The organism is Mesorhizobium sp. M0998, from assembly GCF_040318885.1.
GTDB lineage: Bacteria > Pseudomonadota > Alphaproteobacteria > Rhizobiales > Rhizobiaceae > Mesorhizobium.
In genome coordinates this window covers 38,365-61,640 of the sequence record NZ_JAMYND010000022.1, presented here as the reverse complement: position 1 = coordinate 61,640, position 23,276 = coordinate 38,365, and the positions used below count along the sequence as shown (strand labels likewise).

Below are 23,276 nucleotides of genomic sequence, written 5' to 3'. Positions count from 1 at the left end.
ATCACTCCACTAGGGCCACATTGTTCCTGGTCTCATGCAATCACATCAGGCGGGCACGTGCCAGATGTCTTTCGCATATTGGCGAATCGTTCGATCGGACGAGAACCAGCCGACGCGCGCGACATTGCGGATCGCTCTGGCGTACCAGTCCGGGCTGTTGCGCCAGACGGCATCGACGTCGCGCTGGGTGGCGGCGTAGGCATCGAAATCCGCGGCGACCATGAACCAGTCGCTCTGGTAAAGGCCGTTGATCAGGTCGCGATAACGGTCCGGATCATCAGGTGAAAAAACCCCGGACGAAACCGCGGCAAGCGCCTGCGCCAATTCAGGCGATCCCTCGATCACAGCGCGCGGATCGTAACCATTGTTGCGCCGCTCGGCGACCTCATCGGTGGTCAGGCCGAAGATGAAGATATTATCGTCGCCCACGCATTCCTTGATCTCGACATTGGCGCCGTCGAGCGTGCCGATGGTCAGCGCGCCGTTCAGCGCGAACTTCATGTTGCCGGTGCCGGACGCTTCCATGCCGGCGGTCGATATCTGCTCCGAAAGATCGGCGGCCGGCATCATGATCTCGGCCAGGCTGACATTGTAGTTCGGCACGAATACCACTTTCAGCAAGCCGCGCACCGCCGGGTCGCGGTTGATGACCCGGGCGACGTCATTGGCAAGTTTGATGATCAGCTTGGCGTTGTGATAGCTGGGCGCCGCCTTGCCGCCGAAGAATTTGACGCGAGGCATCCAGTCGCGCTCCGGATGCGAGCGGATCTGGTCGTAAAGCGCGACCGCTTCGAGAATGTTCAAGAGCTGGCGCTTGTATTCGTGGATGCGCTTGACCTGGATGTCGAACAGCGCCGATGGGTCGACCTTGATGCCGAGCCGGTCGGCAACGAGCTTGGCAAGCCTCATCTTGTTCGCCCGTTTGACGGCGGCGAACTTGTCGCGGAAGGCTGCGTCCTCAGCGAAAGGATCAAGCCGCTTTATCTCGTCGATGTCGTCGAGGAAGCCGTCGCCAATCGCCTCTCGGGTGAGTGCAGTGAGGCCGGGATTGCACTGTATCAGCCAGCGCCGCGGTGTGATCCCGTTGGTCTTGTTGTTGATGCGATCCGGGTAGAGCCTGTGGAGGTCGGCAAACACCGTCTCCTTCATCAATTCCGTATGCAGTGCCGACACGCCGTTGATCGAGTGCGAGCCGACAAAGGCCAGATTGCCCATACGCACGCGCCGATCGCCATTTTCCTGGATCAGCGAGATGCGGCTGATCTGCTCGTCCGAGAACTGGTCGGAGGCGCGCGCCTCGAGCAGCACCTCGGCGTTGATGGCGTAGACGATCTGCATGTGGCGCGGCAACAGCCGCTCGAACAGCGGCACGGGCCAGCTTTCCAGCGCTTCGGGAAGGAGCGTGTGGTTGGTGTAGCCGAAAGTGCGCTTGGTGATGCTCCAGGCCTGGTCGAAATCCATGCCGTGGACATCCATCAACAGGCGCATCAACTCGGGGACGGCGATGGCCGGATGGGTGTCGTTAAGATGGATCGCCGCCTTGTCGGGCAGCGATTGCAGGTCGCCATACTGGCTGAGATGACGCTGGACGATGTCCTGCAGCGAGGCGGTGGAGAAGAAATACTCCTGCCTGAGCCGCAACTCCTGGCCGGCCTTGTGGGAATCGGCCGGGTAAAGGACGCGCGACAACGCATCGGCCTTGTTGCTTTCGGCGAGCGCACCGATGTGATCGCCGGCATTGAACTTGTCGAGCAGGATCGGGTCGACCGGCATGCCGGACCACAGACGCAGCGTGTTGACGCGGTTGGCCCGCCAGCCAACCACCGGCGTATCGTAGGCAACGGCCAGAACATGTTCGGTCGGCTTCCAGACGTGCCGCTCGAGCCTGCCGTCCTTCGAGGTGATCGATTCCACCGAGCCGCCGAAACCGACCTCGAAGGAGCGTTCGCGGCGCTCGAACTCCCAGGGATTGCCGTGATCGAGCCACGTCTCGGGCAGCTCCACCTGCCAGCCGTCATGGACCTCCTGCCGGAACATGCCGTTGGCGTAGCGGATGCCGTAGCCATGCGCGGGTATATTGACGGTCGCCATGCTTTCCATGAAGCAGGCGGCGAGCCGGCCAAGACCGCCATTGCCAAGGGCAGCGTCCGGTTCGAGCGCTGCAATGATGTCGAGGTCGACGCCAAGCGACGACAGCGCCTCGCGCATATTGTCCATCAGGCCGAGATTGGAGAAGGCATCGCGCATCAGGCGGCCGATGAGGAATTCCAGTGACAGGTAGTAGACGCGCTTTTCCTGCTGGGCGTAGGCCTCTTGGGTCGCCTGCATCCAGTGATCGACTATGCGGTCGCGTACAACCTTGATCGAGGCGGTGAGCCAATCGTACTGGGTTGCAACGTTGGTGCCCTTGCCGACCCTGTATTTGAGGGCTTGCAAGACTTCCTCGGCGAGCGTCTTGGGATCCGGGTTTTCGAGCGTGGGCAGAGGAGCTTCGGTTGTCATCGCGCGCGTCATGCTGCCTCTCGTGACGTTGCCAGGATCATGCGGCTTTCACCATCTCTGCCAATGCTAGTGCATCCCACCGGATGTTCAATCGATTCAGGTGATCGCAAGCCGGGTTGCCCTGCGGCAATTTGGCATTTGGAAACAGCGCGTTTGGGACCCTTGGCGATGGGCCTCAAGTTCTTGCTCAAGCCGCCAGCGCCGCTTCCGGCGGCACCTTGGCGCCCGTCATGAAGGCGACCGCGTCGGACATCGTATACTGCTTCGGATCGATGACGCACAGGCGACGGCCGAGCCGGTGAATGTGGATGCGGTCCGCCACCTCGAAGACATGCGGCATGTTGTGTGAAATCAGCACGATCGGCAGGCCTCGCTTCTTCACGTCGAGGATCAGTTCGAGGACGCGGCGGCTCTCTTTGACGCCAAGCGCCGCCGTCGGCTCATCCATGATCACCACCCGGCTGCCAAAGGCGGCGGCGCGCGCCACCGCCACGCCCTGACGCTGGCCGCCAGAAAGCGTTTCCACGGCCTGGCTGATGTTCTGGATGGTCATCAGGCCAAGCTCCGTGAGCTTGTCGCGGGCGCGCTTTTCCATCGCCGGGCGGTCGAGCATGCGCAGCCATTCGCCGAGGAACCCCGGCTTGCGGATCTCCCGGCCGAGGAACATGTTGTCGGCGATGGACAGCGCCGGCGACAGAGCCAGGTTCTGATAGACTGTTTCGATGCCGGCCTCCCGTGCCTCCATCGGCGACTTGAACGCAACGGGCTTGCCTTCAAGTCGTATCTCACCTTCGTCGGGCACGACCGCGCCGGAAATCGCCTTGATAAGCGACGACTTGCCGGCGCCGTTGTCGCCAATGACGGCAAGGATTTCGCCCGGATAGAGGTCGAAATCGGCGTTGTCGAGGGCGGTGACGCGGCCATAGCGCTTGACCAGACCGCGCGCGATGAGGATGGGTTCCTGGGTCATGGCTATGCCGAAACCTTTCTGATCCATTGATCGATCGCCACGGCGCCGATGATCAGCACGCCGGTGAGCAGCACCTTCCACTGCGGATCGGCGCCCAGCATGTTGAGGCCCATCGAGACGACGCCGACGATCATGGCGCCGAACAGCGTGCCGAGGATCGAGCCGCGCCCGCCGAACAGAGAAATACCGCCGATCACCGTCGCGGTGATGGCCTGAAGATTGTAGTCGGTGACAGCGGCGGAAGGAGAGATCGAGCCATTGCGGCCGATGGAGACCCAAGCTGCGAAGGCGGCGATCAGCCCGGCAAGGGCATAGACGGTCATCAGCACCTTCTTCGTCTGGATGCCCGACAGTTTCGCAGCCTCCTGATCGTCGCCGACCGCGTAGACATGGCGGCCCCATGCGGTGTGGTTGAGCACGTACCAGAGGACCAACACGAGAACGACCATGGCAATGACGCCAAGCGTCAGCACGGCCGTGCCGACCTTAAAGCTCAGGGCAAACAGGTGCAGCAGAGGCGCCTGGACGTCGACGTCGGTGTCGCGGATCGTCTCATTGGCCGAATAGATGAAGTTGGTGGCCATGACAATGTTCCAGGTGCCGAGCGTCACGATGAAGGGCGGCAGCTTCATGTAGGCGACCAGCACACCGTTGAGCAGGCCGCACGCGCCACCGGCGAGAAGCCCGATCGCCACCGCGAGCACGGCCGGCATACCGTAGCTGACCGCGCAATTGCCCATGATCACAGCCGAAATCACCATGATCACGCCAATCGACAGGTCGATGCCGGCAGTCAGGATCACCAGCGTCTGTGCGGCGCCCAGAATGCCGACAATGGCGATCTGCTGAAGGATCAGCGTCAGCGTATAGGATGAAAAAAAACGCCCGCCGATGGTGATACCAAAAATAATGATAGCCAGAACCAACACGATAAGCGGCACCGCTGCCGGCGTGGAATGCAGGAAATGCTGGGCACGCTTGACGGCCGATTTATGGTCGTCGAACGCGGCGACGCTTGTGTCGCTGCTCGATAGAACTTTTTCGAATTCTTGTGCTTGAGCCATGTTTCCTCCCCTGGGCTTCGGCCAACCGCCGACGCCATCCACGCCTTCCGGTCTGCCGCCGGCACTATTTGCGTTTAGATCGGCACATCGTCCACCCGGAGCGGCCGGGGATCAAGCCCCGGCCGATCGCGATCTGTTGCCGGTCAGGCCAGGCTCAACCCCAGCACTTGGCGAGGCCTTCCTTGGTGTCGATGGACTTCACACCGTTGGCGGGCTTGTCGGTGACAAGATTGACGCCGGTATCGAAGAAGTTCTTGCCTTCGGTCGGCTTCGGCTTCGTCCCGTCCTTGGCGAAAGTGGCGATCGCCTCGATGCCGAGCGCCGCCATTTGCAGCGGATATTGCTGCGAGGTAGCGCCGATTACGCCTTCGGTCACCGATTTCACGCCGGGGCAGCCACCGTCGACCGAGACGATCAGCACCTGGCTTTCGAGACCGACGGCCTTCAGCGCCTGGTAGGCGCCGACAGCTGCGGGCTCGTTGATGGTGTGGATGACGTTGATGGTGTTATCCTTCTGCAGAAGGTTCTCCATCGCCTTGCGACCACCCTCTTCATTGCCGTTCGTCACGTCGTGGCCAACGATGCGCGGATCGTCTTCGTCGCCGATCTTGTTGGGGTCCTTCACGTCTATGCCGTAGCCCATCATGAAACCCTGGTCGCGCAGCACATCCACCGTGGGCTGCGACGGCGTCAGGTCGAGGAAGCCGATCTTGGCATCCTTGGCCTTATCGCCAAGCGTCGCGGCGGCCCATGCGCCGATCAGCTTGCCGGCTTCCAGATTGTCGGTCGCGAAGGTCGCGTCAGCCGCATCGATCGGATCAAGCGGGGTGTCGAGCGCGATCACCAACAGCCCGGCGTCCCGCGCTTTCTTCACGGTCGGCACGATACCCTTGGTGTCGGACGCGGTGATGAGGATACCCTTGGCCCCGTCGGCGATACAGCTCTCGATTGCAGCCACCTGGCTCTCGCTGTCGCCGTCGATCTTGCCGGCGTAAGTCTTGAGATCGACGCCAAGCTCCTTGGCCTTGGCCGCCGCACCTTCCTTCATCTTGACGAAGAAGGGATTGGTGTCGGTCTTGGTGATCAAGCAGGCGCCGACCCCGGCGGCCGATGCCGTCGACGCAAAGGCCATCAGGCTCAGTCCGGCCGCGGCAAACACGGTGGATTTCAACAGTTTTGACGTGGTCACGATTTTCCTCCCATGGAACCATTTAGGATGCCGGCCAACCGGCATCTGCAGCGCGTCCGACGAAATCTCCCAGTGTCGGCGCCGACCTCAAGAGACACCAGTCCGGCAGCACTGTCAATAATTAAATCACTCTTATTTATTATTGACAACGCAGGATTGTTCACTCACTCTAGACCAAAAGCATTGAGGGGAAACGACGGGAGGAACAGGGTGGAGACCGGCATTACGAGGCACGGCTCGCCCGATGCGGCCGAAAGCCGCCTGCACCGCGGCACCAATCAAAGTGGCATGCGGGACCACAATGAGCGGCTGGTGCTGTCGCTGGTGCGCCAGCACGGCAGCCTGGCCAAATCCGACATCGCACGTATGACCGGCCTTTCGGCGCAGACAGTGTCGGTCATCATGCGCGAGCTGGAGGAGGACGACCTGCTCGTCCGCCAGGCGCCGTTGCGCGGCAAGATCGGCCAGCCCTCGATACCCATGGCGCTCAATCCCGACGGCGCCTATTTCATCGGCCTGAAGATCGGCCGCCGCAGCGCCGAATTGGTGCTGATCGATTTCCTCGGCAGTGTGCGCTCGATGCTGCAGCATTCCTACCGCTATCCGGCGCCGCGCGAAACGGTGGAATTCGTCACAAGCGGCATGAAGAAGATGCGCGGCGAACTCACCCCGGCGCAGGATAAACGCATTGCCGGGCTTGGCATCGCCATGCCGTTCGAATTGTGGAACTGGGCCGACACCGCCGGCGCGCCGCGTGAAATCATGGACGAATGGCGCCATCGCGACATCCGCGCCGATATCCAGGCGCAATGCGAATTTCCAGTCTATCTGCAGAACGACGCCACCTCGGCCTGCGGCGCCGAGCTCGTGTTCGGCCACGCGGCGGGTGCGGCACGCGATTTCGTCTATTTCTATATCGGTGCCTTTGCCGGCGGCGGCATCGTGCTGAACGGCCGGTTGTTTGGTGGCCCAACCGGCAATGCCGGCGCGCTGGGCTCGATGCCGGTGCCAGGGCCGGACGGCAAGCCGACGCAGTTGATCGACGTGGCGTCGATCGCCATGCTGGAAAAGGCGCTCAACGCGCGCGGCATCGAGGCCTCGCATCTGTGGACATCACCGGGGGACTGGGGCGAGATCGGCGCCGAGCTTGACGACTGGATCGCCAGCGCCTCGCAGGCGCTTGCCTATGCCATCGTTTCGGCCTCCTCAGTCATTGACTTCGATGCCGCGGTGATCGACGGATGGATGCCGCTTGCCGTGCGCAGGCGGCTTGTCGATGCCGTTATCCAGGCCATCGGCCGGATCGACGGCGAAGGCCTGAGGCTGCCGGCCGTTCGCGAGGGAACCGTCGGCATCCATGCGCGGGCGCTGGGTGGCGCCAGCCTGCCGCTGTCGGAGCGCTTCCTCATCGGCTCGACCACGATTTCCCGGAGCTTCTGAGCATGCTGATCGGCATCCCGGCGCTGCTCGGCCCCGAGCTTCTGGCGATATTGCGCGCCATGGGCCATGGCGACGAGATCGCCTTGGTCGACGGCAACTACCCGGCCGAGCAGCAGGCACAGCGGCTGGTCCGCGCCGACGGTCATCATCTCGTCCCCGTGCTCGATGCGGTATTGAGCGTATTGCCGGTCGACGACGCCGTGCCGCAGGCGCTGTTTCGCGCCTCGGCCAAAGGCGATCCCCTGCTCGCCGATCCGGTTCACTATGAGATGGAAGCGATCTGCGCCAGGCGTGCGCCGGGCCGCAAGGTGGTTGCGCTTGCCGGTGCCGACTTCTATGCACGGGTCAAGGCCGCGCACGCGATCGTCGCGACGAGCGAGCCGCGGCTTTATGCCAACATCATCATTCGCAAGGGCGTGATCTATCCGCCGGAAAGCAAGACTTCATGATCCTCTGCTGCGGCGAAGCCCTGATCGACATGCTGCCGCGGACCACGACGGAGGGCGAGCCGGCCTTTGCCCCCTATGTCGGCGGTGCCGTCTTCAACTCGGCCATTGCGCTAGGCCGGCTCGGCGCGCCCGCTGCCTTTTTCTCCGGCCTGTCGTCGGATCTGTTCGGCGGGCAGTTCAGGGAGGCGCTGGGGGCCAGCAAGGTCAGCTCGACCTATGCGCACACTTCGCCGCGGCCGACCACGCTCGCCTTCGTGCGGCTCACCAACGGCCAAGCGACCTACACATTCTATGACGAGAACACCGCCGGGCGCATGCTGACCATCGAGGACCTGCCGGAGCTCGGCAGCGAGATCGAGGCCATGCTGTTCGGCGCCATCAGCCTGATCTCGGAGCCGGCCGGATCGGCCTATGAGGAGTTCATGCGGCGCGAACATGAGCGCCGCGTGATGATGCTCGACCCCAACATCCGGCCAAACTTCATTCCCGACAAGGCCAAGCACCTCAGGCGCATCCGCGGCATGATGGCGATGGCCGACATCGTGAAACTGTCGGACGAGGATTTGAACTGGTTCGGCGAAGCCGGCTCGCATGAAGACGTCGTCCGTAACTGGCTGGATCGCGGCCCAAAGCTGATCGTGGTCACCCACGGCAGCGAAGGCGCGGTCGGTTACAGCAGCCAGCACCGGGTCACCGTCGTGCCGGACAAGGTCGAGGTGGTCGATACGGTCGGCGCCGGCGACACATTCAATGCCGGCATTCTTGCCTCCTTGCACGAACAGGGTCTGCTGTCGAAGACGGCAATCGCCAGTTTGCCGGAAGACGCCATCCACAAGGCGCTGACGCTCGGTGCCAAGGCGGCGGCGGTGACGGTATCGCGGGCCGGCGCCAACCCGCCATGGCGGCATGAAATCGCTTGACCGGCTGGTGCGCAGCCCATGGACTGCTCACCGACGATCACTTTATGTTTCGTCCAGCCTGGCGGGCGGGATGCGAAGCCTGTATCAGGCCGGCCGAAGCCCGGATTTCCCCGCGTTTAAGAGGGCAGATCGGAAATCAGAGGTAACAGGCTGCGACACTTGAGCAATTCAGGTTTTTGCCCTGCGGCTTTCTCGGCCGTACCAAGTCTGCTACCAGCGGCCGGTTATCTGACTAAAACCGTTTGAGGCCGACATGCAGTTCATCGATCTTGGCGCGCAGCGCGAACGCATCCGCGACAGGCTGAAAGCGGCAATCGACCGGGTTGTCGACGAAGGCCGCTATATTCTCGGACCGCAGGTCACCGAATTCGAAAACAAGCTCGCCGCCTATATCGGCACCAAACACGTGGTCGCTTGCGCCAACGGCACCGATGCGCTGCTGCTGCCGCTGTTTGCCGCCGGCATCGGCCCGGGCGACGCGGTGTTCGTGCCGAGCTTCACCTTCGCCGCCACGGCCGAAGTGGTGGCGCTGACCAAGGCCGAACCGGTGTTCGTCGATGTCGATGCCGACAGCTACAATATCGACATCGCCAGCCTCGAGGCGGCAATTGCCATGATCAAGGCGGAGGGCCGGCTGAGGCCGAAGGCAATCATTCCCGTCGACCTGTTCGGCCTCGCCGCCGACTACGGGGCGATCATGGCCATCGCCAACCGCGAAGGCCTGATGGTCATCGAGGATGCGGCGCAGGCGACCGGCGGCTCGGCTGACGGCAAGATGTGCGGCTCGTTCGGCACCGTCGGCTCGACCAGCTTCTATCCGGCAAAGCCGCTCGGCTGCTATGGCGACGGCGGTGCGATGTTCACCAATGACAATGCGCTGGCCGAACAGCTGCGCTCGTTCGCCTTTCACGGAAAAGGCGAAACGCAATACGACAATGTCCGCGTCGGCATCAATTCACGGCTCGACACGCTTCAGGCGGCGATCCTGATAGAGAAGCTGGCCATCCTCGAGGACGAGATGGTGGCGCGGCAAGCGGTCGCCAATCGCTATGCCGAAGGTCTCGGCGATATCGTCAAGGCGGCGCGCAATCTGGGCGGCGGCCGCTCGGCCTGGGCGCAATACGCCATCGAAACGCCGAAACGGGACGGGCTCAAGGCACATCTCGGTGAAAAGGGCATTCCGTCGGTCATCTACTATGTGAAACCGCTGCACAGCCAGATTGCCTATCGCGATTATCCGCGCACGCCGACCGGCCTTGCCGTTTCGGAAGAGCTGCCGAAGCGCATCCTGTGCCTGCCAATGCATCCCTATCTGAGCGAGGCTGACCAGGACCGGATCATCGAAACGATCCGAAACTATATCGGCTCGAATTCGGCGCATGTAGCGGCGGCATAAATTCGAAAGCTTCGAAGCATGGTCGCGGAATACATCGACGAGTTCATCATGTTCTGCGCCGGGTTGTGGATGGCTGGCATCGGCTTCGGATTTCTCGCGGACCCGTTCCAAGCTCGCCCCGGCCAGCAGCAAGCATGGTGGACCAACTTTGGGACTCGCTTCAAATGGATGGGACCGCTGTTGATCCTCATCGCGATAGCGCTCGCATTCGCGGCACCTTCCTAGGCTGGCGTCCGACGGCAGCTCGGCACGGTCGGCCATCGTTGATCAACAACCGCCGATTCAAGCTTTGCGCGTCAAGGCAGGCGGTCATCGGCACCGATTTTGCGATGCTTTGCTGCGCGCCGCAGCATAGTCTGCACCTGGCTCCCCTTTAGGCTGGTTCTCATGAAGAAGATTGGTTTCCTCTCGTTCGGGCACTGGACGCCCTCGCCGCAATCGCAGACGCGGACGGCATCCGACGCGCTTTTGCAGTCCGTCGAGTTGGCGGTCGCGGCCGAGGAGCTGGGTGCGGACGGCGCGTATTTCCGCGTGCATCACTTCGCCCGCCAGCTCGCCTCGCCCTTCCCGCTGCTGGCGGCGGTCGGCGCAAAGACCAGCCGAATCGAGATCGGCACGGCGGTGATCGACATGCGCTATGAGAACCCGCTCTACATGGCCGAGGACGCCGGCGCCGCCGACCTAATCGCCGGAGGGCGTCTGCAGCTGGGCATCAGCCGAGGCTCGCCGGAGCAGGTGATCGAGGGATGGCGCTACTTCGGCTACGCCCCGCAAGAGGGCGAGAGCGATGCCGACATGGCCCGTAGACACACCGGAGTGCTGCTCGAAGTGTTGCTGGGCAAAGGCTTTGCGCAGCCCAACCCGCGGCCGATGTTTCCCAACCCGCCTGGCCTGCTTCGCGTCGAGCCGCACTCGGAGGGCCTGCGCGAGCGCATCTGGTGGGGCGCCGCCACAAACGCCACCGCCGAATGGGCGGCGAAACTGGGGATGAACCTGCAGAGCTCCACGCTCAAATTCGATGAAGGCGGAAAGCCGTTTCACGTCCAGCAGGCCGAACAGATCCGGGCTTTTCGTGAGGCCTGGAAGGCGGCCGGACACACGCGCGAGCCGCGGGTGTCGGTGAGCCGGAGCATTTTTGCGCTGGTCGACGATCGCGACCGAGCCTATTTCGGCGGCAACCAGAGCGGAGATCATTTCGGTTACATCGAGGCAGACAGACGCGCGGTGTTCGGCCGCTCCTATGCCGCCGAACCGGACGTCCTGATCGAGCAGCTAAAGGGCGACGAAGCCATCGCCGAGGCCGATACGCTGCTGCTTACCGTCCCCAACCAGCTCGGCGTCGAGTACAATGTCCATGCCATCGAGGCGATCCTGACCCATGTCGCTCCAGGCTTGAGTTGGCGCTGACGGGTTGTGTTAAGTAGGAACCTGCCTCTCTGCCCGGCTCAGGAGCCAAACAGGCGGCTATCCCAGTATACGGGTTGATGCAGGCTGGCCGTGATCAGGGAAAACTCCGGATGTGCCGGATTGATCAACACGTTGTTGTCGGGGCGAGCCACGACGCTTGGCACGATCAGGATCGCGCTGCGGCGCTCGACTCACCATGTCTCACCGAATTCCTTGCTCACCGTTGCCGGCATCATATCCCATCCGGGCAACGACGGCTGAGAAAAGATTTCGTAGCTCAGCCCGCGCGGAAGCATGATCTGGACGTAAGGCTGGTTGGGCGGCAGTCTGCCGCTGCCGTGCACCAGCTTTTCCAGCAAGGCCGTTGAATAATGCTCGCTGGTGTAGATCAACGGGCTGCCGGGCGTGTTCCAGCGGCCAGGCGCTATCGTCGAGCCCGTCGCGTCGAAGATCGGATATGTGCCGGCTGGATCGCCGATCCTGAAGCACTGCAGCATGCGATCGAGTATCTGTGCCGTCAAGCAGCGGTGCCGTACTTCAGGCCTGCAAGGATATCGAGCACCAGTTCGGCGCCGATCTCGCTTTGAATGACCACGTCGATCGGGCGTCGGTCTTCCAGCATGGGATGAGACCGAAACAGAAAGTCACGAGCCTCACCTTCGATCTGCCAAACGTCGAGGGCCAGGTTCCATAGGCGCGCCACCCGCGCCACCCGCATGCCCTCTTCCGAAGAGAGTCGGAGAGCACCTCTCTTGCGGCGCTCATAAGTTGCCTTTGGGACGAGGCGATATTTCGAATTGCGTATCGGCCGGTGCCAACAATTGTGAGACGCGTTCAAGCGCACCCAACGGCAATCCGTCTTCGATTCGAGCCATCAGCCCGAATGGCGACCGTGCAGCCGTCTCCTTGGGCGGCAGCCCCAGCACATCGGCTATATTTCCAAATGCCATTAGCCTCAGGTGAGGCCAAGTGCAAGCATCCCCGTAGTCTCACGGCTGCTTCCCGTCGGCTCGTTTCAGCATCGCAAATGCGCGACTGATCCGTTGCAGGGCTGTGGCGTTGGCCAGCACTGCGTACAGCGCGAACCCACCCGCCAGAATCCAGGGCGAAGCCGCGCCCATCGCGGTCGCGACTCCGTCGGCGGCGAGCAGCACGCAAATGAACACCAGACGTTCCATCCGCTCGAAGAAATCCGGCCAACCGTGGTTTTTCACAGGGATTTCCAGCGCCGTCCGCGCCTTGGCGTAACTGGTGAGGATCCCGCCCGCGAATGCGAACATTGCGATCGCCCACAGATCGGCAACCCAGCCGATAGCCGCAAAGACGGCCAGTTCCTGATAGCGGTCGACGACGGCGTCGAAATAGCCACCGGCCTTGGTGCTCATATTTGTCCGGCGGGCGACCGCACCGTCCAGCGCATCGAAGCTGAAGGCAAACGCCAGGCAAAGGCCAAAGGCAAGACTTGAATGATGAAACGCGTAGGCGGCCGAAGACAAAGCCACGAGCACCAGCCCGCTGGCCGTAACCTGGTTCGGCGTCATGCCGATCCCGATCAGCGGAGAGGCGGCCTGCTCCCATAGCGGGTCGATGCGACTTTTCATGAGACCGGCGATCATGGCGGCTCCTCTGATGATGTCGGTTGACGGAGCTTTACCAGCAATTTGCGGGTTTGTTCCACCGTCGCCACCGTTTCGGTTGGCCAATGCGGGCCGAGACCGGGCTCAGCAACGTTCTCAACTTGCCGCAAAAATGATCTCGTTTGGCGAATGGGGCCGGCGGATTAAGGTACTCGCCGAGCTGGCGGCGAAACAGAACTTCCAGTCACTGCGACAGCTGCCCGACAGCATTTTCACGGTTTGGGCGATGCCCTTGTGAGGTGGTGCAAATCGAACAGCAGTCTGGCGGCAGCACCCGAACGATGTGACTATGATCGCTTGCGATCCGTGGGAAGCCGGCCGAAAATCGATGCATAAGTTTCCACCCAAGTTCGCCTACCTGCTCGCGACCTCTGTCGGCGCGGGATTATCTCCAATATGGCCGGGCACGGCCGGCGCAATGGTTGGAGTGGCTGTTGCCGCGGCTTTGATACCCGCATCACCTTGGCTGACGGTGCTTGCCTACGTGGCCCTGTTCGCCGTCGGCGTATGGGCGTCATCGTATGTTATCTCCCGTACCGGGACGGAGGATCCGCAGATCGTCGTCATTGATGAGACCTTCGGCGCGGCCCTAACCCTTTCCATGCTGCCCCTCGATCCGCTCTGGTGGGCAGCAGGCTTCCTTGCTTTCCGGTTTTTCGACGTCGTCAAGCCTTGGCCCATCCGTATCGCACATGACAAGGTAAGGGGTGGGGCCGGTATCATGGTGGACGATGCGGCTGCGGCTGTGGCCGCCGGGGTGCTGCTGCTCCTGCTGAACGGATTGATTGACCATTTGCCGTAATGGCGGCATTCGGCCTCACGGCCAAAGGCCAGCACGATGGTCCATGCTAGTTTGGCGCCACAAGGGGAGGACTGGACTAATGCGAAGCTATAGGATCGCGGCCATTCCAGGCGATGGGATCGGCAAGGAAGTCGTAGCGGCCGGCCTTCGTGCGCTGGCCGCCTGCGCCACGCGCGACGGCGGTTTCAGTCTCGAGGTGCAGCATTTCGACTGGGGCTCGGACTACTACAAGTTCAACGGCGTGATGATGCCCAAGGACGGCACCGAGCGGCTGAAGGCCTTCGATGCGATCTATTTCGGCGCTGTCGGCGCGCCAGACGTGCCCGACCATCTGACGCTTTGGGGGTTGCGGCTCGCGATCTGCCAGCCCTTCGACCAGTACGCCAATGTCCGCCCGACCCGCATCCTGCCCGGTATCGAGAGCCCGCTTCGCGGCGTCACGGCAGGGGATCTCGACTGGGTCATCGTTCGGGAGAATTCGGAAGGCGAATACGCCGGCCAGGGCGGGCGCTCGCATCTCGGCCTGCCTGAGGAAATCGCGACCGAGGTCTCGATCTTCACCCGCGCCGGCGTGACGCGCATCATGCGCTTCGCCTTCGAGATGGCGCGGTCGCGGCCGCGAAAGCTGTTGACCGTGGTCACCAAGTCGAACGCCCAGCGTCACGGCATGGTGCTCTGGGACGACATCGCCCGTGAGGTCGCGGCCGATTTTCCTGATGTCGCATGGGACAAAATGCTGGTCGACGCGATGACAGTGCGCATGACGCTCAATCCGCGCTCGCTCGACACAATCGTCGCGACCAATCTTCACGCCGATATCCTGTCGGATCTTGCGGCCGCACTTGCCGGATCGATCGGCATTGCGCCGACTGCGAACCTCAACCCCGCGCGGCGGTTTCCGTCGATGTTCGAGCCGATCCACGGCTCGGCCTTCGACATCACCGGCAAGGGCATCGCCAATCCGGTCGGCACGTTCTGGTCGGCGGTGATGATGCTGGAGCATCTTGGCGAGCCGGCTGCCGCGGCGCGCCTGATGCGCGCCATCGAGCGCGTGACGGCGGACGCCTCACTGCACACGCCCGATCTCGGCGGAAGTGCCACCACCGATAAGGTCACCGAAGCGGTGTGCGCGGCCCTACTCGGCGACAACGAGTAGGAAAGGAGCAAGCGCCTGGCATCGTTGTCATTCCCAGTGATGGCATCGGCAAGGAAGTCATGCCCGAAGGCGGGAGGCATCCGCACTCGCCGCCGCTCACCGATGATGTTCGTGCGCCTCCGTGCGGAAACCGAGCCCATCAAGTGTTTCGATCAGCACCTGTACAGGATCAGGCACACCGTGCGTTGACCGCCACGCGACAAATCCGTCCGGTCTGACCAAGGCGGAACCGCCGCTTTTAACCCCGAGCACGGAAGGCCACCGATGGTCCAAGTCAAGCAGATCCCCATTCGCACCCAACGAGTGGCACGTCAGCGGCATCCCGAGGCGCTGGCTTACGGAGTCAGCGGCCTGACACCATGCTTCGTCGGCGCAGAGGAGAAGAAGATCGCGGTCGCACAAATCGAGACTCGAAATCCGCTGGCCGGCACGTCCGACCGCGAAATGCGGCAAACGCGTGCCGGGGCGGCCCGACAGCTCCGTGGATTTTTGGAATGGGTGATCGTCCGGTGTGGATTCCAGAGCCACGATGCCTGCAGCGTAGCGTTGGCCAAATACCACGTCGTAATCCTCGACGATCGCAACAGGAGGAGGCAACCGCTTCGACGGATCGTCGAACCATTTCTGTAGGCGGGCGAGCGCTTGCGCCAACGTAGCCTCGATGACCGGCCGGCGCTCCATGTCATAGCTATCCAGCAACGAGGGATCGGCATGCCCGCGTGCTACCATCGCAAGCTTCCAGGCAAGGTTATGGGCGTCGTGGATACCTGAATTGCCACCGAAAGCGCCTGTTGGAGGCATCACATGTGCGGCATCCCCCACAAGAACGGCCTCGGCGGAATTGGCGCGCTGTGAGGGCGGCCACTTCCCAGGAGCGCGCATCGACAAGCCTCGTCGTGATGTCCGGCCGGCCCGCACCTCGTATGATCAGTTCCCTGCACTTGGCTTCATCAAAATCCTGTGGTTTCTCGCCCTTTTCGGGAAAGTACTGGAGCGCCAGAAGCCATCGTCCACCCTGTCTGGGCGTGAAGGTCCCGTTGAGGTCCGTCACGAAGCACGACGTGAAGCGCTTGCCGCCTATCGTCGGAGGCATGTCCGTGTCAAAGACGACATTCATCCAGTGCTGAAGGCCGCCTGCCCCGCTGCGGCTGATCTCCAGCCTCTCTCGCAGGGAACCGTTCGCACCGTCCGCGACGATCAGATAGTCGGCCGAGATGACCTCCTTTGCGCAGGTCGCGATATCGCGAATTTCCGCGCGGACGACGGTCTCGTCCTGATCGAAAGTCACCAGCTCCGTGCTGAAACGCACGTCTGCACCGTTCCGCTCGGCGTAGCGGCGCAGAATCGGTTCCAGGACGTGCTGATCACACGTCGCTGGTTGCGTGGGGCTGAGGGCACTTGCATCCGGCCACGCCGGTCCGCCCCATTGAATCTGCGGATCGGCGAGATTCCTGGCGCGCGCAATAGCGCCTGCCTGCTGGTCCCCCGTCCGATTTGTACGAATCTCCTCCTCGAGGCCGAGGCTTCGGAATATCTCCATGCTGCGCGGGGAGATGCCGGCAAACTTGTACTGGATTGACGTGTCGGGATGACGCTCGACGAGGACACACGCAATGTCGTTGTGAGCCAAAAGGGCGGCCGCCGTCAGACCGTTCAGGCCGCCTCCGACGACGAGAACCGTGGTATTGGTCATCTCGGATCTCCTCTCATTGCTTTGACCACAAAAACATTTTGATTGATCAAATCATATGATTGGTCCAAGTATGTGTCAAGACACGAAGGAGCGTGGAATGAGACCGAGCCAAGATCGCTTGCAGCACGCCACCGAGGCATGGCGCCTGATGTTTGATTTCCTGATGCGGTCCGCGCCGGACCGGTTGGCGATCCAGCAGAAATTGGGCCTGACGCCCAACGACTCCCGCGCCCTCTTCACGCTCGACAAAGATGCGGGCAAGCCGATCGGCGCATTGGCTGCTCAATGGCAGTGCGATCCATCGACGGCGACCTGGCTGGTCGACCGGCTTGAGCAGGCGGGGCTCGCCGAACGGATTCCGTCGCCAGGCGATCGCCGTGTGAAGCTTGTCAAGCTCACACCCAAAGGTGCCGCAACCATCAAGGAATTGATGAAGGAATATCACAAACCCCCGCCCGAGATACTTGCGCTTCCACGCGCTGATCTGGATCAGTTGATCGGCCTCGTAAGAAAGTTACAGGCTGGCAAATCCGTGAGTTGATCCTATCCCGGAAAGGCACTGGCTAGGATCGGGTAGCGCCGCGTCACACTTTCCATGCTGCCGCTCGAGCCGCTCTGGTGGTCGGCAGGTTCCTTGCTTTCCGGTTTTTTTGACGTGGTCAAACCTTGGCCCATCCTATCGCGCATGAGAAGGTAAGGGGTGGGTTCGGCATCATCTGGACGACGCAGCGGCGGCCGTGGCCGCCTGGATGCTGCTGCTGCTGAAGAAGACCATTTGAGCGTTGTCGCAATGGCGACATCAGTCTCGTTGCGTCTCTACTTTCAGCATCACGCCTCTTCCAGTCTGCGTACACGAGCCCTGACCCCATTGCCGATGGCATCAGCGACTTCCGCAGGAAAATCCTTTGGGAGCGATGCAGAAACCAGTTCGACCGCCGCTAGCGCCTGTTGGCGCAGCTCATCAAAGATCGCCTTGACGGGTTTCGGACCGATCCCTGCTTTGGCGGCGGTCTGGATAAAATGGCGTGGCATGACGCTGTCGACGAGGTAGTGGCGTGTGTCACCAATAGCCATCGCCAGTTTCATTTTGTTGCGCTTGATCTGTCCCGCATCAAGGCTGGGCTGCGCTGAAATCACATCATAGAGCGGCGTTATGCGGAACCGGCCGCCGGGGGAAAGAAAGACGCTAAAATTCTTGGCGTGCCCATCTGTGGCGCCGAGAAGCCAAAAGGCAACCACGGCCTTTAAAACCGCAGCCTGGTCTACCTCCGGTTGGTCGCTTCCCTTCATCAAATTGAGGATAGCCGGAACGCCAGGCCCGCCGTCGGATTCGTATTTCAGTGACGGCGGCACAGAAAGGGCCTGGCAGCAGTCTTCCTGGGGCAAACGCAGGAGACGATTGTCACTGGTCCATCGGCGATCGAACCGCTCGACCGCGAGCACGCGATTGCCTTCGAACTCCTCGATTGCGACGACGGCGCTCGGGAGCCCTAGGGCGGTTGTCAGCTTGAGGCAGAAAAATTCGTTCTCGACGCTGAAGGAAAGATCGATGCCATTTGGCAACCGTCCAATCTGTGGTTTGAGGATGTGCGTCGTGGCAGTCGTCGCCAGCGGCTTGTACCAACGTCCTTTCCAGAACAAGAGCGCAGTCTTTTCCTGAGCGCCAGCGATCGAGATCCGGAAGTCCTCGTCCTCGCCAAGCCCAAGGGGAGCCGATGCCAGATCGAGGAGAAGACGAGCAATCTCGGTATCGTCAACGGGTTTGCCGTTGACAATACCGGCGGGGCCTGGCTCGACACCATCCGGCAGGAATTGCAATGCGCCGACACAATCGCGCCCGACAGCGGCAAGCAGGTCGTAAGCGTCTATTCCTTGAGCATGAACACGCTCCGCCATACGGCGGCGAATGGGGACGTTGTCGGGCAGGAGATTGTCGAAGACGGCGATGACGGGCGCACCGATATAACGATCTTCACGCAGAGGCAGTGATAGCGAGACGGGCAGCGCGTGCTCCCAAGCAAGCCAGGACGGATCGTACTGAAAATCGATCGCGCCGCTGGATTGTCTATTCAGCCGCCCGACGAGACGGCTGTTCAAGAAGACATTTAGCGGGATGTGCTGCCGCGGACGAGCCATCAGAAGATGTCCTCGATCTCAGCCGGCTTTGCCTTGGTACGAGGGCGGACGACGAATTCGAGGTCGAGCGCTGCGAGAATATCGCAAAGCGTTCCGAGCTGGGTCCCAGGCGCGCCACTCTCGACGGCCGAGATGGTCGCCTGACGCAGCATCGTTTGGTCCCCGACATTGGTCTGGTTGAGGCGGAGCTTGCGACGCTGCCGGCGGACGGCATCTCCAATTTGCTTGGGTGTTCGGGCGATTTGGTCCACAGCATACCTCTCTAGCCATGGTATTATACGCTCGCGCAGATAAATTTCAATATACGCTTTTCCGTATCGAATTTTGTATACTTTGAAGCGTATAAGCAGCAATATGGTCGGCGTATGATCTTCGATCCGCATGGACCGTCACCGCCATGCTTTCAGCTTGTCCGGCCGCCGCCGGCCAATGTGACCGAAGCGAATAGCCGGCATGCTCATAAAGCTCCAAGGCAAAGTGAGGTCAGTCCTAGCAGACTGCGGCAACGGATCGGTTTTTCAAACGGATCTTGCGGCACTCACCCAATCGAGGCGTGCGGCAGGGACAAGGCCATAATTATAAAAATTGATGCCGTCGACATCCGGCGCCATCGCAGCTTTGACCTTGGCGGTGAGGATGTCGGGGCCGGCCATTTCCGGATAGAACAGCCGGTAGCCGGCGCCGAGGAACTTTTTCACGCCAAGGGCTGCGCGTCCGGCCGCCATCAGGCTGGCGACATCGCCGGGCTGCATGTCGTAGGCACACAGGATTGCCCCGTCACAGACCTTGCCGAGCGCCGCGAGATCGCAGCCGCCAAGCCAACCGTCTTTCAAATCGATGATGACAACGCGGGTCGCCGGATTGGCCACCTCGCGCAGTTCGGCGACCAGGCTGGTCACCGGTTCGAACCGCCACAGCAGGTAGCCATGGAGTTCCGGCCATGGCAAAAAAGTGTCGAGGCCGCTCCCCGGAAAGTCTGGAAAGCGCCGTTCGGGCACGGCGCGCTCGCAGGTCTCGACGATCCATTGCCCGACGAGCTTGCGCGCTACTTCGCCGTCGACGCCGGCCTCGGCCGCGCGCGCAAGGCAGGACGGGCAGAAACATATCGACAACAGAAAATCGTCTTCCGGCATCAGCCCGACACCGTCTTTCTCATGATGGTATTCGTGGGCGAAGCCCATGAAGGACGGGCTTTCAAGCTCGATCCGGTCCGGCCTGTAGCTGTGCGAGATATCGGCGATCAGCGCGCGGACATAAGCGCGCGCTTCCGGATGTGATGGGCAGAGATTGTAGTAGTTGGCATCGCCGAAGGCGTTGCGGGTTACGGCCTGCGGATGAAGCATGCCGAGCCGGGTGTTGTGCAAGCAGACCGTCCAACACGAAACGCCCAGCCCACCCACCTCGCGCCGGCGGACAAGGTCGCCAAGCACATCGCCGCCTTCCATGATCACCTTCGCCACCTTGGGCTGGATGGCTAGGTCGGCCCAGTGTGCCGCATCTGGCTTGAAATAGATGGTTCCGTCTTCCGGAAAATAGGCTTTCCGGCGCGGGCTGCGCGGCTGCAGAAACCGGCCAGCGTGATAGGAAGTCGCCAGACTGATCATGTTGAGCCCGGCACGCTCGACAAGATCGCGCTCGACCATCTCCAAGCCCAGATCCTGGACATCCCAAGGATAGGTCCACATCGACAGTTGCATCCGGTTATCCTCAGTCTTGATCCTGATATGGGCGTATGGTCGGGAGGGCTTCTTATCAGTCGACCGGCTCGGCGACCTGCATGAGGCAGTCTCCCGCCTCGCACATCGTGTGCAGCCGGCGCGAAAGCACAATGCCGCTTTCGAGGAAGTGCAGGGCTTGCTCGGCGAGGTCGAGTCGTTCGAGGTCGTGGTACCAGCCCGCCAGTTGGCCTGAAGTCACGCTGTCGCCCAGCCTGACTGCCGGCTCGAACCAACCACGGCTTGTGGCATAAAGGCCCTGACTGTGCCGAGACAACGAAAGAAGCCGCGTCGGCGCCGAAGGTCCGGTTGCCGGTGCAAGAACCGGCGCCTCAACCACTCCCAAGGCGGCCATCAGGGCGTCGAGTGCGCGGGCGGTAATCTCCATCGTATCGACCGTGACAGTGCCACCGCCGCCGAACTCTCCGCTGACGCCGATGGCGCCGGCCCGGCGCGCCGCACCCATGGAGGTCGGTGAGGCCTGGCCGTTGTCGGCCACGAACCCATAGGGCATGCTGAGCGTCCGCATTAGCTCCACACCGCGCCGGTGCCGGTCGGGATCGGTATTGTGCTCGACAAGCGCGGTCGGCAGATGCTCCATCGAGGTGCCGCCAGAATGAATGTCGAAGATGACGTCGTGGCGGGGAAACAGTTCCATCTCCAGGAAATTGGCAAGCCGGCTTGTTGGCGTGCCTGACGGGTCGCCCGGAAAGGCGCGGTTGAGATTGCCGCCGTCGAGTGGCGAGCAGCGCTTTGCGGCGATCACCGCCGGCACGTTCGCCATCGGCAGGATGGTGACGCGACCCTTGATCTGCTTGGGATCGAGCCGGCGCACCAGCTTTGCCAACGACAGCTCGCCTTCATATTCGTCGCCGTGATTGCCGGCCATCAGAAGCACCGACGGGCCTTCGCCGTTGCGGACAAGGCAGATCGGGACCTTGACCTGGAAATAGGGCGAACGGTCGATCGAAAACGGAATGCTGAGATGGCCGAGTGTCTTGCCGTCCCGGTCGAAGTCGAGCGTATGGCTGAGGCCGGTGTGCATGGCGGCGGCTCAGATAGCTGCGATCGCAGTGACCTCTATGCGGAGATCGGGATCGGCGAGGCGCGCCTCGACACAGGCGCGCGCCGGCAGGCGCGCAGGATCCACCCAGGCATCGTAGATGCTGTTCATGGCATCGAAGTCGGCGATCTGCGGCAGGAAGATGTTGATCGCCACTAGCCTCGACTTGCTGCTGCCGGCCTCAACAAGGAGCGTCTCGACCTTGGAGAGCACGTCGCTCGTCTGACCCTCGATGCCGGCCTTGCGGTCGTCTGCCACCTGGCCTGCGATGTGCACGAGGCCGCCATAGACGACCGCCTGAGACATGCGGGAGCCGGACTGGAAGTACTTGATCATATCAGATCCTTTCGAGGTTCTCTTTTTTGGAAGTGGCCGCGATATCTGCTCAGCCGAAATAGGTAGGAAAGGCGTGGCGGACATACCCGGCCGCGTCGGCGCCGAAGATCACGCGATAGCGATCGAGGCAGGTGCAGGGGTGCGAGATGCCGAATTCAACGACGTCACCAACGGCAATATCGTCGCCCGACGCAATTGTCAGGAAGGCGTGCTGGTCGTTGAGCTTGAAGACCTCGGCACGCGCTTTCGGCAGCTGCTTGCCGGCACGAAAGATGGTCACGACCTTCGGAAAGCCCTGGTCGAACGACACGTCGCGCATGCCCATACCGCAGATAGCAAGGCCGGGCTCCGGCCGCGACAGTACCTCGGCCCAAAGACGTAAAGCCGGATGGAAGGAATTTCGTGCGGAAGCACCGACGCCGCCGATCGAAAAACCGTCGCGGGCATCGAGTGCGCCGAGCGACCTGTCGTAGACGCCATGGTCGTGAAAGAAGATGGCGCCGCTGCGCAGCACCAACGTGGCATTGCCGTCCCTGGAGACGAGGGGCGAAAGCGCTGCGACCACCTTGTCGAAGTACACCGAGCCGCCGGCGGTGGCGATCAGCGGGGTGTCGCCGCCGACGCGGGCGCGGAGCCGCAGGAACATATCGGCTGTCATTGCCAACAGCGCGGATATCGCCTCATCGGTACGGCCAGGATCGGCTTGCGCCGCGGCACCTTCGTAGGCTGCGACGCCGGCGATCAGCAGCCGCCCTCCGGCAGCTACAACCGCGTCGGCGATCGCCTCGGCTTCGCCGGTGGTCCGGGCGCCTGCCCTCCCCGCACCAAGTTCGACGAGCACGCGCAATGGCGGCAGCGTCGCATTGGCGCGCCAAGCTTCAGCAAGCGCATTCACGGCGTCGAAAGAGTCGGCAAAAACGTAGAACTCGGCGCTTGGCCAGGCGCCGACAAGGACAGCAAGTCGGTTCGCACCACCTGGTCCGCCGACCTCGTTGGCGATGATCAGCCGAGAGAGCCCGGATCTGAGCATCACTGTGGCCTGCCTTATGTCGGCGACGGTCGTGCCCCATGCTCCAGCCTCGACCAGGGACCGGGCAAGGTCCGGCGCCATCGGGGTCTTGGCATGCGGGGCGATCACGGCGCCCTGTTCTCGCGCATACCCCAAGAACAGGTCACGATTGGCGATGAAGGCCTCCTCGTCGAGGGTCAACACCGGCAACGACATACGTCCATGCGCTGGATGCCAGCGCTCAGATGCGACAAAGCTGCTGTCCAGGCCGAGGGTGCCAGGCGGAACGCCGCGGATACGATCGTCGAGCAGGAAATTTTCACGGGTCGCGAGCGACAGTACGGGTGAGTTTTCGGTCATCCGATGCTAGTCCTTTCGCTTTCGCAGGATGA

21 protein-coding genes and 3 pseudogenes are annotated in these 23,276 nt (G+C 62.1%); 10 read left to right on the top strand and 14 right to left on the bottom strand.

What is annotated here, in order from left to right:
* Positions 1-45 precede the first annotated feature (45 nt).
* The 4 genes from NKH59_RS20865 to NKH59_RS20850 form a co-directional block, all read right to left on the bottom strand.
* Complete coding sequence (locus NKH59_RS20865; protein ID WP_353022909.1) at positions 46-2,514, bottom strand: glycogen/starch/alpha-glucan phosphorylase; 2,469 nt, start codon at positions 2,512-2,514, stop codon at positions 46-48.
* A gap of 175 nt (positions 2,515-2,689) precedes the next feature.
* Entirely contained in the window at positions 2,690-3,472 is a 783-nt protein-coding gene (locus NKH59_RS20860) for an ATP-binding cassette domain-containing protein (protein WP_352470952.1), read from the bottom strand.
* Positions 3,473-3,474: 2 nt separating this feature from the next.
* A complete protein-coding gene (locus NKH59_RS20855; RefSeq protein WP_352503463.1) occupies positions 3,475-4,536 on the bottom strand; it encodes an ABC transporter permease in 1,062 nt (353 codons plus the stop codon).
* A 154-nt stretch (positions 4,537-4,690) separates the two neighbouring features.
* Complete coding sequence (locus NKH59_RS20850; protein WP_502893787.1) at positions 4,691-5,668, bottom strand: sugar ABC transporter substrate-binding protein; 978 nt, start codon at positions 5,666-5,668, stop codon at positions 4,691-4,693.
* A gap of 267 nt (positions 5,669-5,935) precedes the next feature.
* Here NKH59_RS20850 and NKH59_RS20845 point away from each other — a divergent pair, with 267 nt between their 5' ends.
* The 6 genes from NKH59_RS20845 (at position 5,936) to NKH59_RS20820 (ending at position 11,337) form a co-directional block, all read left to right on the top strand.
* Positions 5,936-7,165, top strand: a complete 1,230-nt coding sequence (locus tag NKH59_RS20845) for an ROK family transcriptional regulator (RefSeq protein WP_352470950.1) — start codon at positions 5,936-5,938, stop codon at positions 7,163-7,165.
* A 2-nt stretch (positions 7,166-7,167) separates the two neighbouring features.
* Positions 7,168-7,614 (top strand): RbsD/FucU family protein, encoded by a 447-nt coding sequence (locus tag NKH59_RS20840; protein WP_352470949.1) that lies wholly within the window; start codon positions 7,168-7,170, stop codon positions 7,612-7,614.
* Positions 7,611-8,534, top strand: coding sequence for a carbohydrate kinase family protein (locus NKH59_RS20835; protein WP_352850281.1), 924 nt, complete (start codon positions 7,611-7,613; stop codon positions 8,532-8,534). The genes NKH59_RS20840 and NKH59_RS20835 overlap by 4 nt, the downstream gene beginning before the upstream one ends.
* Before the next feature lie 253 nt (positions 8,535-8,787).
* On the top strand, positions 8,788-9,930 hold the full coding sequence (locus tag NKH59_RS20830; RefSeq protein ID WP_353022907.1) for a DegT/DnrJ/EryC1/StrS family aminotransferase: 1,143 nt from the start codon (positions 8,788-8,790) through the stop codon (positions 9,928-9,930).
* An 18-nt stretch (positions 9,931-9,948) separates the two neighbouring features.
* Positions 9,949-10,155 (top strand): hypothetical protein, encoded by a 207-nt coding sequence (locus NKH59_RS20825; RefSeq protein ID WP_352470946.1) that lies wholly within the window; start codon positions 9,949-9,951, stop codon positions 10,153-10,155.
* Positions 10,156-10,317: 162 nt separating this feature from the next.
* The gene (locus NKH59_RS20820; RefSeq protein ID WP_352470945.1) at positions 10,318-11,337 is read left to right on the top strand and encodes an LLM class flavin-dependent oxidoreductase; all 1,020 of its coding nucleotides are present in this window, start codon (positions 10,318-10,320) and stop codon (positions 11,335-11,337) included.
* A 38-nt stretch (positions 11,338-11,375) separates the two neighbouring features.
* Here NKH59_RS20820 and NKH59_RS20815 read toward each other — a convergent pair.
* The 3 genes and pseudogenes from NKH59_RS20815 to NKH59_RS20805 all read right to left on the bottom strand — a co-directional run bounded on the left by NKH59_RS20815 (position 11,376) and on the right by NKH59_RS20805 (position 12,953).
* Positions 11,376-11,858: pseudogene (locus NKH59_RS20815) on the bottom strand (RES family NAD+ phosphorylase).
* A pseudogene (locus tag NKH59_RS20810) lies at positions 11,855-12,287 on the bottom strand (antitoxin Xre-like helix-turn-helix domain-containing protein). The pseudogenes NKH59_RS20815 and NKH59_RS20810 overlap by 4 nt, the downstream one beginning before the upstream one ends.
* Before the next feature lie 39 nt (positions 12,288-12,326).
* A complete protein-coding gene (locus NKH59_RS20805; RefSeq protein ID WP_352470942.1) occupies positions 12,327-12,953 on the bottom strand; it encodes a CDP-alcohol phosphatidyltransferase family protein in 627 nt (208 codons plus the stop codon).
* On the opposite strand from NKH59_RS20805, the gene NKH59_RS20800 reads away from it, so the two are divergent.
* The 3 genes from NKH59_RS20800 (at position 12,952) to NKH59_RS20790 (ending at position 14,932) form a co-directional block, all read left to right on the top strand.
* Positions 12,952-13,212 (top strand): hypothetical protein, encoded by a 261-nt coding sequence (locus tag NKH59_RS20800; protein WP_352614884.1) that lies wholly within the window; start codon positions 12,952-12,954, stop codon positions 13,210-13,212. The two genes, NKH59_RS20805 and NKH59_RS20800, sit on opposite strands and share 2 nt — an antisense overlap.
* A gap of 51 nt (positions 13,213-13,263) precedes the next feature.
* On the top strand, positions 13,264-13,776 hold the full coding sequence (locus tag NKH59_RS20795; RefSeq protein WP_352470940.1) for a phosphatidylglycerophosphatase A family protein: 513 nt from the start codon (positions 13,264-13,266) through the stop codon (positions 13,774-13,776).
* Positions 13,777-13,855: 79 nt separating this feature from the next.
* A complete protein-coding gene (locus NKH59_RS20790) occupies positions 13,856-14,932 on the top strand; it encodes a tartrate dehydrogenase (RefSeq protein WP_352470939.1) in 1,077 nt (358 codons plus the stop codon).
* Between the two features lie 99 nt (positions 14,933-15,031).
* Here NKH59_RS20790 and NKH59_RS20785 read toward each other — a convergent pair.
* A pseudogene (locus NKH59_RS20785) lies at positions 15,032-16,618 on the bottom strand (FAD-dependent monooxygenase); the annotation flags it as partial.
* 104 nt (positions 16,619-16,722) lie between these two features.
* Between NKH59_RS20785 and NKH59_RS20780 the strand changes: the two are divergent.
* Positions 16,723-17,166, top strand: a complete 444-nt coding sequence (locus tag NKH59_RS20780) for a MarR family winged helix-turn-helix transcriptional regulator (protein WP_352470937.1) — start codon at positions 16,723-16,725, stop codon at positions 17,164-17,166.
* 287 nt (positions 17,167-17,453) lie between these two features.
* On the opposite strand, the gene NKH59_RS20775 is transcribed toward NKH59_RS20780, so the two are convergent.
* From NKH59_RS20775 to NKH59_RS20750, 6 genes are all read right to left on the bottom strand, one after another.
* A complete protein-coding gene (locus NKH59_RS20775; RefSeq protein WP_352470936.1) occupies positions 17,454-18,761 on the bottom strand; it encodes a type II toxin-antitoxin system HipA family toxin in 1,308 nt (435 codons plus the stop codon).
* Positions 18,761-19,144, bottom strand: coding sequence for a helix-turn-helix domain-containing protein (locus tag NKH59_RS20770; protein WP_502899609.1), 384 nt, complete (start codon positions 19,142-19,144; stop codon positions 18,761-18,763). Before NKH59_RS20770 ends, NKH59_RS20775 begins: the two co-directional genes overlap by 1 nt.
* A gap of 135 nt (positions 19,145-19,279) precedes the next feature.
* Positions 19,280-20,458, bottom strand: a complete 1,179-nt coding sequence (locus tag NKH59_RS20765; RefSeq protein ID WP_352470935.1) for a hypothetical protein — start codon at positions 20,456-20,458, stop codon at positions 19,280-19,282.
* A 55-nt stretch (positions 20,459-20,513) separates the two neighbouring features.
* Positions 20,514-21,521 carry a succinylglutamate desuccinylase/aspartoacylase family protein gene (locus tag NKH59_RS20760; protein WP_352470934.1) on the bottom strand — a complete coding sequence of 336 codons (1,008 nt, stop codon included), beginning with the start codon at positions 21,519-21,521 and terminating at the stop codon, positions 20,514-20,516.
* 9 nt (positions 21,522-21,530) lie between these two features.
* Complete coding sequence (locus NKH59_RS20755) at positions 21,531-21,875, bottom strand: RidA family protein (protein WP_352540719.1); 345 nt, start codon at positions 21,873-21,875, stop codon at positions 21,531-21,533.
* A 49-nt stretch (positions 21,876-21,924) separates the two neighbouring features.
* Entirely contained in the window at positions 21,925-23,244 is a 1,320-nt protein-coding gene (locus NKH59_RS20750; RefSeq protein ID WP_353022906.1) for a type III PLP-dependent enzyme domain-containing protein, read from the bottom strand.
* Between the last annotated feature and the right edge of the window lie 32 nt (positions 23,245-23,276).

Coding starts and splice junctions, on each gene's coding strand:
- NKH59_RS20865 (WP_353022909.1), bottom strand. CDS start 2,514: ATGACGCGCGCGATGACAACCGAAGCTCCTCTGCCCACGCTCGAAAAC.
- NKH59_RS20860 (WP_352470952.1), bottom strand. CDS start 3,472: ATGACCCAGGAACCCATCCTCATCGCGCGCGGTCTGGTCAAGCGCTAT.
- NKH59_RS20855 (WP_352503463.1), bottom strand. CDS start 4,536: ATGGCTCAAGCACAAGAATTCGAAAAAGTTCTATCGAGCAGCGACACA.
- NKH59_RS20850 (WP_502893787.1), bottom strand. CDS start 5,668: ATGGCCTTTGCGTCGACGGCATCGGCCGCCGGGGTCGGCGCCTGCTTG.
- NKH59_RS20840 (WP_352470949.1), top strand. CDS start 7,168: ATGCTGATCGGCATCCCGGCGCTGCTCGGCCCCGAGCTTCTGGCGATA.
- NKH59_RS20835 (WP_352850281.1), top strand. CDS start 7,611: ATGATCCTCTGCTGCGGCGAAGCCCTGATCGACATGCTGCCGCGGACC.
- NKH59_RS20830 (WP_353022907.1), top strand. CDS start 8,788: ATGCAGTTCATCGATCTTGGCGCGCAGCGCGAACGCATCCGCGACAGG.
- NKH59_RS20825 (WP_352470946.1), top strand. CDS start 9,949: ATGGTCGCGGAATACATCGACGAGTTCATCATGTTCTGCGCCGGGTTG.
- NKH59_RS20820 (WP_352470945.1), top strand. CDS start 10,318: ATGAAGAAGATTGGTTTCCTCTCGTTCGGGCACTGGACGCCCTCGCCG.
- NKH59_RS20800 (WP_352614884.1), top strand. CDS start 12,952: ATGGCGGCTCCTCTGATGATGTCGGTTGACGGAGCTTTACCAGCAATT.
- NKH59_RS20805 (WP_352470942.1), bottom strand. CDS start 12,953: ATGATCGCCGGTCTCATGAAAAGTCGCATCGACCCGCTATGGGAGCAG.
- NKH59_RS20795 (WP_352470940.1), top strand. CDS start 13,264: ATGATCGCTTGCGATCCGTGGGAAGCCGGCCGAAAATCGATGCATAAG.
- NKH59_RS20790 (WP_352470939.1), top strand. CDS start 13,856: ATGCGAAGCTATAGGATCGCGGCCATTCCAGGCGATGGGATCGGCAAG.
- NKH59_RS20780 (WP_352470937.1), top strand. CDS start 16,723: ATGAGACCGAGCCAAGATCGCTTGCAGCACGCCACCGAGGCATGGCGC.
- NKH59_RS20775 (WP_352470936.1), bottom strand. CDS start 18,761: ATGGCTCGTCCGCGGCAGCACATCCCGCTAAATGTCTTCTTGAACAGC.
- NKH59_RS20770 (WP_502899609.1), bottom strand. CDS start 19,144: ATGCGGATCGAAGATCATACGCCGACCATATTGCTGCTTATACGCTTC.
- NKH59_RS20765 (WP_352470935.1), bottom strand. CDS start 20,458: ATGCAACTGTCGATGTGGACCTATCCTTGGGATGTCCAGGATCTGGGC.
- NKH59_RS20760 (WP_352470934.1), bottom strand. CDS start 21,521: ATGCACACCGGCCTCAGCCATACGCTCGACTTCGACCGGGACGGCAAG.
- NKH59_RS20755 (WP_352540719.1), bottom strand. CDS start 21,875: ATGATCAAGTACTTCCAGTCCGGCTCCCGCATGTCTCAGGCGGTCGTC.
- NKH59_RS20750 (WP_353022906.1), bottom strand. CDS start 23,244: ATGACCGAAAACTCACCCGTACTGTCGCTCGCGACCCGTGAAAATTTC.